Source organism: Rhodococcus sp. IEGM 1305 (genome assembly GCF_030058635.1).
In the GTDB taxonomy this organism is placed as follows: Bacteria; Actinomycetota; Actinomycetes; order Mycobacteriales; family Mycobacteriaceae; genus Rhodococcus_F; species Rhodococcus_F opacus_D.
Genome location: NZ_JASHKX010000005.1, coordinates 271,291 through 281,590, shown reverse-complemented (window position 1 = coordinate 281,590; position 10,300 = coordinate 271,291). Strand labels below are relative to the sequence as shown.

Sequence of the window (10,300 nt, the reverse complement as noted above, 5' to 3'; positions counted from 1 at the left end):
GGTCGCCGCGCTCCGGCTCGTCTCAGCTCGCCCATCGGACGGACTTAAAATCCGCCCAGTGTCGGTTCGAGTCCGACTGGGGGCACGTGATGAAGTGCTGCTCCTTCACGTTGGGGCGGCAGCTCAGTAGTGTCGAAAGACCCAGTCGAACTTCTTGCGACGTACGCACCTCACGAGACTCGTCCGCCGTGCGTGTGCAGTAGACCGCGTCTGGGGCCAACCGGAGCGCGGCAGTTCTGACCACGGGTCGTGTCGATCGTGTCGTAGGTAGGTGGAACCCTCTGACCCACATTGTCGACGCAGGTGTTGGAGGCTGAATCATCAGCACGGGCCGAGGGGGAACGAATGTTCGATGGGCTCACGCAACCGACGGCCACGCTGCTGGCCGGTTCGGCAGTCGCACTCGCTGCCGTCATCACGTTTCTGAGCGGGTGGCTAACCAGGAAGCTCGACCACGAGCACTTCCGGTCGGCGCGCGAGGTTGAGCGGCAGCAGTTCGAAGCGAATGAAAACGCCGAACGTGAGCGCGACCGACGCGATAGATACACTACGCATGCCGCGCAACTCGGCCACGAATCATCTGCGGTTCGCTTGGCGGGAGCGTACGGTCTGGCGGCGCTCGCAGACGAGTGGGTCCGCGCCGATCAGGGCGCGGACGCGCAGACTTCGGTCGACCTGCTGCGAGCTTATCTGCGTATGGGCGTAAAAGATGGATCCGTCGGACTCAGTGCTCGCGAACGTGAATTGCGAAAAGCGATAATCGAGGCGATTTCTCGCCGCGCCGACTGGTGGTTGCAGTCGGTGGGTGCTGATGCCGAGGATGTCTGGCGTCATCTCGATACGGATCTCTCCGACAGTTGCCTGGCTTCGATCGATCTCTACCAGGCGCACCTTGCGGGAATCACCTTATCGGGGGCGGATCTGTCCGGCGCAGTCCTGTCGGGAGCAGATCTCGAGAACGGGATGCTGAATCGAGCTATCCTCATGAATGCGAAGTGCACGGGAATCTACGCGCGCGGGGCGGACTTCGAATGCGCCGATCTTCGTGGCGCAGATCTGCGCTATGCGAATCTGACCGAAGCGAATCTGAGCGGCGCAGACCTTAGCGGCGCCGACTTGACTGGTGCCCAACTCAACGGAACGTGCCTGGCGGGCACGAGTTCGACGAGCACGGGGTGAACGACACAAATCATCGAGCTTGAACTCTCGAGTGTCGTATTGAAGAGACCCGTACCGGCGCACCGAACTCTGTACGAGGACATTGGTGGATACGCCGAGTATTGTCGACATGTTTCATGCTTCGACGGCACACAACTCTCCGCTACCTGTTTGACGCAATTTGTGATCTGCGGGGCGGCATGAGCACCGTCTAGGCGGTAATGGCGCGACAAGTTCAAACAAGCGCCACAGCACCGGGCGCTGGCCGAGGAAGTGTCGACCTAGAGGACCGCGGCCCACCCTGCTGTCAGGACGTTCGGACGAGTTCCGCCCGCATCTGGGTGAACAGGAACAGCCCGGGGCGGCCGGAGATCTGCTCATATTCGCGCACAACGTCGTCCATGAACTCCGGCACGGCTGCGTCGTCGAGGTGCGTGGTCCAGTCGGTGGATCCGACGGTGCACCACCGCGCGAATTCCTCCCGGGAACCGAAATCCCATTCGACGTCGCGGACGACGAGGTCGGTGGTGCCGAGTCCTGCTGCCTTCGCGACGTCGCGGAACTTCTGCGGTTCGATGTGGATGAACGGCGCCGTGAAGTCGGTGAAGAACTCGGCCCATCGCGGGCGTGCCGCCACGGCCATCAAAACGTCTTCGACACTGGTCCGCAGGCTCGCGCACACCATCTGGATGATCACACGCCCGCCGTCCACGACACTGCGGGCGATTCCGGCCAGTGCCACCTGCAGGTCGGGGACCCAGTGCAGGGCGTTGAACGACACCGCGACGTCGAACGCGCCATCGAACGGGAGGGCGCGTGCATCGGCCGTACGGAACTCGGCGCGGGTGCCGTCCGGCAGTGCTCTGGATTGGGCCTTCGCGATCATCCGCGGCGACGCGTCCACTCCGACCACCGAGCCGCCGGGGAGCCGTTCGGCGATCCGGAGCGTGACGAATCCGTCGCCGCATCCCACGTCGAGCACCCGTTCACTGCCCGCGAGGGCGAGGTCCGCGATCGACTTCTCCGCGACGGCGCGCTGGAGGGCGCCGACATCGGCGTAGCCTTCGCCGTCCCAATCGACCATGACGGCCGACCCCGGCCGACCTCAGGCGCCCTGGTGGTGCGGGCTCGGGTGTGCACTGCCGCCGGATCGCGCGATGGACGCGCGGACGCGGGCCGTGGCCTGCCAGATCTGGGTGCTGTCGTGGACGCTGATCACCGGTATGCCCTGCTCACGGGCGTGCTGAACGCTCAGTGCGTCCTGGGGTGAGCCGATTCCGTCGAGGACGTCCTCGGTGACGATCGCGCAGAGCGCGGGGCCGTCGATCTTCCGGACGGGCTCGAGTCCGTGGACCACCATCCACTGCTTGACCATCGCCCAGTGGGACACCTCTTTGTACCGCGTGGGGTTGCCGATGAAGAGAACCCGACGGGAGCGGCGGGCGCGAGCGATATCGATGTGCGTGACGGTAGCCATGGCGGAGGGTTCCTGTCCGTTGCGGGATTCCGTACTGTCAATCCCCAATCGCAGCGGTTTCGTTACGCGCCGGTCCAAGAAGTTCGCCATTCCCGCGTACGTGAGTGCGAAAGAGTGCTCGAACACGCTTTGCCGCTCACGTACGCACGGTCCGTCAGCTGCCGAACGGACTGCCGGACGAGCCTCCGCCGCCCGGCCCCGACGTCTCGGTCACGGTGACGACGGTGGGTTCGACGGTGCCGTTGTTCAGCGGCGGGACGCTTCCCCACTGCTCGAAAGACGGCACGCTCGAGCAGGACCATTGCACCGCGTACTCGCCGGGGTCGACGGTGGCCCGCAGTTCGCCGTCGTCTCCGCCCATCACGACGGTCGGGCCCACGGTGGCGGCAGGCACGGTTCCGTCGACGGGGACGATGTTCATCACGCACACCACTGCCCCGGACACGTCGTACCGGACGTCCATGATGACCGCGTTCCCGTCGACGCCGATGTCGACCGTGACGTCTTCGGGTGCCGCGGACGCGGTGGGGGCGGCGAGGAGACCCGCGCCGGCGACAGCGGCGGCGATACCTACGGTTCGTGCAATCGTGACCTTCATCGGTGCATCCTTCCGGACTTCTCGGTTGCCGGGTGATACGAGGCATGGGGCACCCGGGAGTATCGCACCTCGAACCCTCATCTGCTGGGATGTGGAAGGTGGAACACTGCTGGTCTGGGAGTTCGGCGTGTCGATCCGACACCCGGTGCATCGAAGGAGACGGCGAAGTGCTCGGACGGAAGAACTACACGAAGGAAGAAATCGATTACGCCGAGGCGTCCGTCGCGGAGCAGGTCGCCGCGTACACGTCGCTGACGGGGGCGATTGCGGGCGAGGTCACGGGCAAGAAGGTCTTCGCCGCACTCGAGGACTTCGAGCCACTGTTCTTCGACAACATGGTCCTGGTGCTGGACCGCTACTTCGTCCATCGGATCCGGGCGGTGACGGGCAAGGACGGGAACCCGCTCAACGAAGTCGAGATCATTGCCGACTCGTTGATGAACAACGACGGCGTCCTGCGGGGTATCAGCGTCCTGAAGTATGTCTCCGGCCAGTCCGTTCTGAAGCTCGAGATCGGCGGCCGGATCCGTGTGAGCGCCGACGACTTCGAGCGGTTGTCGGCGGCGTTCTTCGCGGAACTGCGGTCGCGGTTCCTGGCATGAGCGTGTGGTTCACGTCCGACCTGCACCTTCGTCACGCACGGCTGGTGGAGATCCGGGGCTTCGAGGCGGAGATCGACGCGCACGACGAATCCATTCTCGACGCGCTCGGCACCGCCGTCGGGAGCGGCGATCAACTCTGGATACTCGGCGACATCACCGTCGGTGGTAAGGCCGCCGAGGACTGGGCGCTGCGCGCACTGGGCGAGTTCGCGCGGACGCGGAACGTCGAACTGCATCTGATCCCCGGCAATCACGACTCGTGCCACCCGATGGCGAACCGCAACAGTCACGTCCGGCAACGGGTGTTCCTGGAGACGTTTGCGTCGGTGCAGTTGTTCGCGCGGCGGAAGCTCGCGAGCGAGACCGTGCTGCTCTCCCATTTCCCGTACGTCGGCGACCACACCGCGGAGGACCGGGGCGTGAAGTACCGGCTGCAGGACGAGGGAGAGTGGTTGCTGCACGGGCACACTCACCAGGACTGCGTGCTCGACCCGTCCGTGCACCCGCGGCAGATCCACGTGGGCTGGGACAGTTGGCGCAGGCCCGTGCACGTCGACGAGATCGCGGAGATCATCGGGTCGGACGCGTCGACTCGGTGACCGGTGTGGCGTCGGCGCGGTATCGGCCGGGTGTCGATCCGTGCGCGTTCTTGAACAGCCGGGAGAAGTGGGCGGCGTCGGCGAAACCCCAGCGGGCACCGATGGCCGAGACGGGTAGGTCGCGGTAACGGGGATCGGCGAGATCGCGTCGGCACTGCTCGAGGCGACGGCGTCGAATCCATCCGCTGACCGTGTCGCCGTCGGCTTCGAACATCTTCTGCAGGTGCCGCACCGAGATGTGATGCGCGGCGGCGATCGAGTGCAGATCCAGTTCCCGGTCGGCGAGCCGCTCGTCGAGGAAGGCGGTCACCTTGGCGCGCAGTGCGTCCCCGCGCGACTGCGGGAGCACCCCGCCGGCGAGGTGAAGTTGCTCCGCGAACGCGGCCGCGACCAGATCGAGGACGGCATCGCCGAGGTGCACCGCGACGGTGGGGGAGGCGTCGGCGATCTGCTCGCCGAGCCCGCGCAACAGTGGGGTGACGACGGCACCGAGCCCCTGCCTGCCGGGCACACGGCGTGCGGTGAGCTGGGCGATGCCGTCGGGCGGAACGCGGAGGAGGTGCCGGGGGAACATCACGACCAGCATCCGGAAGCGGTCGTCGAACGACAGCTGATACGGCCGGGTCGTGTCGTAGATCGCGAAGTCGCCGGGGGTGAGCGCGGTTTCGCGGCCGTCCTGGCTCAGGACGCTGTTCCCGCGCACCTGCAGTCCGAGTTTGAAGTAATCGGGGTTGGCGGCGCGGATGGTCCGGGGCGTTCGCCGAATAACGTGCGGGGCGGCCGTGACCTCGCTGATCCGGATCGCACCGACCGTCGCGCCGCGCACGACGCCACGGAAGTCGTCGTGGTCTGCCGACGTCATCTCGAGGGGGACGAACGCGTCGCTCACCGACTCTCGGAACTCGTCGAACGAGACGAGGCGCTGTTCCCCCGGACGGATAAGACTGCTCACGACCATCGTCTACCTCAACTGCGTTTGACGGCTTCGCGGGCGGCGGTGCCCGACGCAAGCTTCTCCAGCAACCCGATCAGGACGAGCCGTTCCGACGGTGTCAGCGTCTCGGTCCACGTCTGCTCGCGCTTGTTGTGCGCCGAGTACGTGCTGACGATGGCGTCGTGCCCGGCGTCGGTCAGCTCGAGGTCGACCGCCCGGCGGTCGCCTGCGGACGGTCGCCGTGTCACGAGGCCGTCGCGCTCGAGCGTTTTCACCAGCGCCGACACGGCAGACCTGCTCATCCCCGACAGTGAGGCCACCCGCTTGGCCTCGCACGGTCCGGCGAGCCACAACACGAACAGCACCCGGAACCCAGGCCAGCTCCACCCGCTGGGCCGGTGGACCGTCGACTCGAGGTCGTAGACGAGGGCACTGGTCACGCGGTGCAGCGCGAGAACCAGCCGCATGGACACCGGATCGACCTCTGGCAGTTCGTCGACGGTCTTGCCCACCGCGAAGTCCACGAAGGACAGGAAGTCCAGGTTGCTCTGGTCGGTCGTCTCCTCGGGCATGAGCACAGGTTAGCGGCCGAACGGGTGTAATCAAAGCCTTGACCATTAGCGCCCGTGAGTACTTATCAACGTCGGGCGGTTAATAAGTACTCACAGGCCGCGCGCGGCATTGCCCGCGTCGACGGGCAGGACGATGCCGCTGATGTGCGCGCTGCCCTCGGCGGCGAGGAAGAGTACGACCCGGGTGATCTCGGCGGCGTCCAGCCACGCCACAGGCTGGGCGTGGAGGCTGCGGAACACCGGTTCCACGTCCTCCGCTGCGGGCGCGTCGAGGTCGGGACGCATCATCCGGTAGAGGGCGTCGTTGTGAATCATCGGTGTCGAGATGTTGCCCGGCGCAATCGCATTCACCGTGATGCCGTGCGGGGCGAGGTCGAGCGCCGCGCTCTTGGTGAGCCCGATGACGCCCCACTTCGACGCCGCGTACGCTGCCATGTTGGTGTTGCCGGCCCGGCCGAGCATCGACGAGATGGTGACGATCCGGCCGTATCCCCGCCGGATCATGCCGGGCGCCACCGCTCCCACGGTGTTGAAGACGCCGGTGAGGTTGGAACCGATCGCCTCCGACCACTGTTCCTGCGTGAGCGACTGCACCGGGGCGGCCACCGAGACGCCGGCATTCGCGACCGCGACGTCGATTCTCCCGAACTCGGACTCCGCCTCCGCGACCAATGCGTCCATCGCCGCCTGGTCCGCGGTGTCCGCCTCGGCGGTGATGCACCGGTGACCGGTGGCGCGCACCAGTTCCGCGGTTTCGTCGAGATCGGCGGCAGTGGCCAGGGGATAGTTCACGGCCGGGCTGTCCTCGCAGCGGTCGCACAGAACTATGTCTGCTCCGCGTTCCGCCAGTGCGACCGCGTGGCTGCGGCCCTGACCGCGGGCACCGCCGGTGATCAGGGCGACCCGGCCCTCGAAGTCTTCCATCGTCGTCCTCCTGTCCGGGCGGATCAGCGCAGCTTGATGCTGCCGCCGTCCGCCATCAGTGTCTGTCCGGTCATGTACCGCGAATCTTCGGACGCGAGGAACACCGCGACGGGCGCGATGTCGGTCTCGGGATCGCCGATCCGCTGGAGCGGAACCTTCGCCACGGACGCGGCGGCGCGGTCGGGGAATCGTTCCTGCCAGGCGAGGACGCCCTCGGTCGCGGCGAACGGGCAGATCACGTTCACCCGGATCTGGTCGGCCGCCCACTCGTTGGCCGCCACCCGGCTGACGCCGCGGATCGCTTCCTTCGCCGCGGCGTACGACGTCTGGGTGGGCATGCCGTCGAGCCCGGACCCGGACGCGAAGTTGATCACCGAACCCTTCGCCGCCTTCAACTGCTCGTAGCAGGCCTGCATGAGGTGCACGACCGGATAGAACCCGGTCCGGAACGAGAGATCGAACATCTCCTGGGTGTGGTCGATCAGCAGTGCCTGCCGGGAGGCGTGGGCGTTGTTGACCAGCACGTCCACGGATCCGAACGCGGCGACGGCGGCGTCCCGGATCTGCTCGGCGGACTCGCGCCGGGAGATGTCGGCGTTCAGAAAGCGAGCGGACGATCCCAGTTCCTGCTCGAGATCCTTGCCGCGTTCGTCGTCGATGTCGACGAACAGGACGTTGGCGCCCTCGCGGACGAACACCGTCGTCACGGCGCGGCCGATGCCTCCGGCGCCGCCAGTCACGATCGCCGTCTTTCCGTGCAGCCTCATCGTGTGCTCCTTCTGCGGGTGTGGCTCAGACACCGGCGGTGTCGCCGGTCGCCAGCGCGACCTTCTCCAGTTCGGCGACGCTGAACGCGGCATAGTTCTCGTGCGGTCCGCGGCCGGCGAAATAGGGTGTGAGAAGCTCCTCGAGCTCCTCGGGTGAGAAGGCGGAACCTGCTGCGTCGAAGCGGTTCTCGACCTTCGGCGCTGCCATCAGCGCGACCATCTTGCCGTACACGACGAACACCTGCCCGTTGATCTCGTCGGAGGCGGGGGAGGACAGGTAGTGGACGAGCGTGGCGACCCGGTCGGGGGACAGGGGGTCGGGTCCCGCGTCGGCCGTGTTCTCGCCGAACGCGTCGGCGGTCATGGCCGTCCTGGCGCGCGGGCAGATCGCGTTGGCGCGCACCCCGTAACGCGAGAGGCCCTGTGCCGTCGACAGTGTGAGCGCGGTGATCCCGGCCTTCGCGGCCGAGTAGTTGGGCTGGCCCGCCGATCCGAACAGGAACGCCTCGGACGATGTGTTGACGACCCGCCCGTACACGGGGCCTCCGGCGGTCTTGCTCGCCTCGCGCCAGTGCACGGCCGCGGCCCGCGACGTGGCGGCGTGCCCCTTGAGATGGACGCGGATGACGTCGTCCCAGTCGGATTCGGAGAGGTTGAAAATCATCTTGTCGCGCAGGATTCCGGCGTTGTTGACGAGGATATCCATCGATCCGAATGTGCGGACGGCCTCGTGCACGAGGCGTTCGCCCAGCGACCAGTCGGAGACGTCGCCGGTCACGGCGGTGGCGCGGCCGCCTGCTGCCGCGATCTCCGCGGCCACCGCGTGTGCGCCGTCGCCCATGTCGTTGACGACGACTGCCGCGCCTGCGGCGGCGAGTGCGAGGGCTTCGGCCCGGCCGAGGCCTGCGCCCGCGCCGGTGACGACGGCGGTGCGTCCGGCGAGGCTGAGTGATTCCGTCATGGGAACTCCTGATTGCGAGAAGAATTAGATTTCATTCTAGTTGTATCGCACGAACTACTGATCAGTCACTACATAGGCACGATTCAATGGGGGAATGTTTTCTACTTTCCCTGCCGATTCGGCATCGACGACACCGGCTGCGGGCAGGTCTCGGTGAGTGGGAACTGTGGTCGACGTCACTGGGCGGCATGCCAGGTTGGGCGTGCTGATCCTCTCGAATCCCCCGGAGCCACATATGCATAACATGCCCCTGTCCCCAGGTGAGGCGGAGCGCGCACCGCTCTCACGCGGGAAGGCGTTCGCCCTGCTGGCCTTGATCATCCTTCTGGTCGAAGTCATCCCGCTCGCCTACAACTTCGTCACCCCGGCGCTGCCGGAGATCGCGAAACACTTCGGCACCGCGAACGTCGGCTGGGTGATCACGATCGTCACCCTGATGCTTGCCGCCTCGACTCCGCTCGTCGGCAAACTCGGCGACATCTACGGCAAGAAGCGGATGATGCTCGTGTCCGCCGCGGTGTTCGGCGCCGGTTCACTACTCGGCGCGCTGGCCCCCAACTTCGAACTCTTCCTCGTGGGCCGCGGCTTGCAGGGTGCGGGCATGGCGATCCTCGTGCTCGCCTACGGGTTGATCCGAGACATTCTGCCCCCGTCGATCATTCCCGTGGCCGTGGGATTCGTCGCCACCGGAATGGGCGCCAGCACCATCCTCGGCCCGATCATCGGCGGTTACCTCATCGACCACTTCGGCTACACCGGCGTGTTCTGGGCGCAACTCCTCCACGTGGCGGTCGTCGGAATCGCGGTCGCGATCTTCGTTCCCGAGACCACGCTGCGGACGCGATCGAAGCTGGACGTGTTCGGCGCGGCCATCCTCGGCCTCGGCGCATTCGTGCTGCTGTTCGGTATCGGCAAGGCCACCGCGTGGGGGTACACGGCCCCGCAGACATTGCTGTGCGTTGGCGGCGGACTCGCCATCCTCGCCGGCTGGCTGCTCTACGAACGCACGCCGAAGGAACCGCTCATCGACCTGCAGATGCTGAAGCACGGACCCGTCGCGAAAACATTGGCCGCCAGCGGTTTCGTCCAGTTCGTCCTGGTCAGCCATTCGATGCTCATCCCGATGTTCGTGATGACCGATCCCGACCTCGGTCTCGGTTACGGATTCGGAGTCACCGCACTCGCCGTCGCCATCTACACCGTCCCCACGGGCGTCGTGTCGATGATCGCGGGCCCGGTCGGCGGATACTTCACCCGCCGCATCGGCCCGGCACCGGTTCTGGTGTTCGGCGGCGCGTCCCTCGCGCTCGGATCGTTCCTGCTCGCCACCCTGCACGACTCGACGGTCCAGATGATGTTCGGGCAGTTGGTGATCGGCCTCGGGCTCGGTTCCGCATCGGCGACGCTGCCGAACCTCATCATGCGCACCGTGCCCGCGCAGACGCAGGGAATTGCAGGCGGGATGCTGAACCTCTCCGGCTCGCTGGGTAGTGCGATCGGCAGTCAGGTGATGATCGCCATCGTCGCGATCCCCGGTGTCGTGCTGGTGGGCCGCGCCGCGCAGTACTCGGAGAGGGGCTTCGTCTACGCCTTCTTCACACTCGCCGTCGCCGGACTGCTGGCCTCGGTGATGGGACTTCTCCTCATCCGCAACAAGATCGAGCGTCCGGTCGACGTGGCGTCGCCGAAGTCGGAGATGGTCGCCTGA

Annotated in this window: 12 protein-coding genes; 4 read left to right on the top strand and 8 right to left on the bottom strand. The window is 66.4% G+C overall.

The annotated features are described in order from the left end of the window. The first annotated feature begins 345 nt into the window (after positions 1–345). Positions 346–1,179: a pentapeptide repeat-containing protein gene (locus QM693_RS12525; protein ID WP_283352494.1), complete on the top strand. Its 834-nt coding sequence runs from the start codon at positions 346–348 to the stop codon at positions 1,177–1,179. Between the two features lie 286 nt (positions 1,180–1,465). Here QM693_RS12525 and QM693_RS12520 read toward each other — a convergent pair whose 3' ends face one another. The 3 genes from QM693_RS12520 to QM693_RS12510 all read right to left on the bottom strand — a co-directional run bounded on the left by QM693_RS12520 (position 1,466) and on the right by QM693_RS12510 (position 3,233). After that, positions 1,466–2,242 carry a class I SAM-dependent methyltransferase gene (locus tag QM693_RS12520; protein WP_283352493.1) on the bottom strand — a complete coding sequence of 259 codons (777 nt, stop codon included), beginning with the start codon at positions 2,240–2,242 and terminating at the stop codon, positions 1,466–1,468. 21 nt (positions 2,243–2,263) lie between these two features. Next, positions 2,264–2,635, bottom strand: coding sequence for a hypothetical protein (locus tag QM693_RS12515; RefSeq protein ID WP_280781470.1), 372 nt, complete (start codon positions 2,633–2,635; stop codon positions 2,264–2,266). A 154-nt stretch (positions 2,636–2,789) separates the two neighbouring features. Then, positions 2,790–3,233: a hypothetical protein gene (locus QM693_RS12510; protein ID WP_280781471.1), complete on the bottom strand. Its 444-nt coding sequence runs from the start codon at positions 3,231–3,233 to the stop codon at positions 2,790–2,792. Between the two features lie 167 nt (positions 3,234–3,400). Between QM693_RS12510 and QM693_RS12505 the strand changes: the two genes are divergently transcribed. After that, positions 3,401–3,835, top strand: a complete 435-nt coding sequence (locus QM693_RS12505; protein WP_283352492.1) for a hypothetical protein — start codon at positions 3,401–3,403, stop codon at positions 3,833–3,835. Further along, a complete protein-coding gene (locus QM693_RS12500) occupies positions 3,832–4,434 on the top strand; it encodes a metallophosphoesterase (RefSeq protein WP_283352491.1) in 603 nt (200 codons plus the stop codon). Before QM693_RS12505 ends, QM693_RS12500 begins: the two co-directional genes overlap by 4 nt. Here the strand turns inward: QM693_RS12500 and QM693_RS12495 are convergent. From QM693_RS12495 to QM693_RS12475, 5 genes are all read right to left on the bottom strand, one after another. Then, the gene (locus tag QM693_RS12495; protein WP_283352490.1) at positions 4,406–5,392 is read right to left on the bottom strand and encodes an AraC-like ligand-binding domain-containing protein; all 987 of its coding nucleotides are present in this window, start codon (positions 5,390–5,392) and stop codon (positions 4,406–4,408) included. The genes QM693_RS12500 and QM693_RS12495 overlap by 29 nt on opposite strands. Positions 5,393–5,400: 8 nt before the next feature. Continuing rightward, complete coding sequence (locus QM693_RS12490) at positions 5,401–5,940, bottom strand: MarR family winged helix-turn-helix transcriptional regulator (RefSeq protein WP_283352489.1); 540 nt, start codon at positions 5,938–5,940, stop codon at positions 5,401–5,403. 90 nt (positions 5,941–6,030) lie between these two features. Beyond that, positions 6,031–6,864, bottom strand: coding sequence for a mycofactocin-coupled SDR family oxidoreductase (locus tag QM693_RS12485; protein WP_283352488.1), 834 nt, complete (start codon positions 6,862–6,864; stop codon positions 6,031–6,033). A gap of 23 nt (positions 6,865–6,887) precedes the next feature. Then, complete coding sequence (locus QM693_RS12480) at positions 6,888–7,631, bottom strand: SDR family NAD(P)-dependent oxidoreductase (protein ID WP_280781478.1); 744 nt, start codon at positions 7,629–7,631, stop codon at positions 6,888–6,890. 25 nt (positions 7,632–7,656) lie between these two features. Beyond that, positions 7,657–8,592: a 3-oxoacyl-ACP reductase gene (locus QM693_RS12475; protein ID WP_283352487.1), complete on the bottom strand. Its 936-nt coding sequence runs from the start codon at positions 8,590–8,592 to the stop codon at positions 7,657–7,659. 244 nt (positions 8,593–8,836) lie between these two features. On the opposite strand from QM693_RS12475, the gene QM693_RS12470 reads away from it, so the two are divergent. After that, on the top strand, positions 8,837–10,300 hold the full coding sequence (locus QM693_RS12470) for an MFS transporter (protein ID WP_283352486.1): 1,464 nt from the start codon (positions 8,837–8,839) through the stop codon (positions 10,298–10,300).

What these genes read in the sequence shown, in the direction of transcription:
- QM693_RS12525 (WP_283352494.1), top strand. Translation starts at nt 346, where the DNA reads ATGTTCGATGGGCTCACGCAACCGACGGCCACGCTGCTGGCCGGTTCG.
- QM693_RS12520 (WP_283352493.1), bottom strand. Translation starts at nt 2,242, where the DNA reads ATGGTCGATTGGGACGGCGAAGGCTACGCCGATGTCGGCGCCCTCCAG.
- QM693_RS12515 (WP_280781470.1), bottom strand. Translation starts at nt 2,635, where the DNA reads ATGGCTACCGTCACGCACATCGATATCGCTCGCGCCCGCCGCTCCCGT.
- QM693_RS12510 (WP_280781471.1), bottom strand. Translation starts at nt 3,233, where the DNA reads ATGAAGGTCACGATTGCACGAACCGTAGGTATCGCCGCCGCTGTCGCC.
- QM693_RS12500 (WP_283352491.1), top strand. Translation starts at nt 3,832, where the DNA reads ATGAGCGTGTGGTTCACGTCCGACCTGCACCTTCGTCACGCACGGCTG.
- QM693_RS12495 (WP_283352490.1), bottom strand. Translation starts at nt 5,392, where the DNA reads ATGGTCGTGAGCAGTCTTATCCGTCCGGGGGAACAGCGCCTCGTCTCG.
- QM693_RS12490 (WP_283352489.1), bottom strand. Translation starts at nt 5,940, where the DNA reads ATGCCCGAGGAGACGACCGACCAGAGCAACCTGGACTTCCTGTCCTTC.
- QM693_RS12485 (WP_283352488.1), bottom strand. Translation starts at nt 6,864, where the DNA reads ATGGAAGACTTCGAGGGCCGGGTCGCCCTGATCACCGGCGGTGCCCGC.
- QM693_RS12480 (WP_280781478.1), bottom strand. Translation starts at nt 7,631, where the DNA reads ATGAGGCTGCACGGAAAGACGGCGATCGTGACTGGCGGCGCCGGAGGC.
- QM693_RS12475 (WP_283352487.1), bottom strand. Translation starts at nt 8,592, where the DNA reads ATGACGGAATCACTCAGCCTCGCCGGACGCACCGCCGTCGTCACCGGC.
- QM693_RS12470 (WP_283352486.1), top strand. Translation starts at nt 8,837, where the DNA reads ATGCCCCTGTCCCCAGGTGAGGCGGAGCGCGCACCGCTCTCACGCGGG.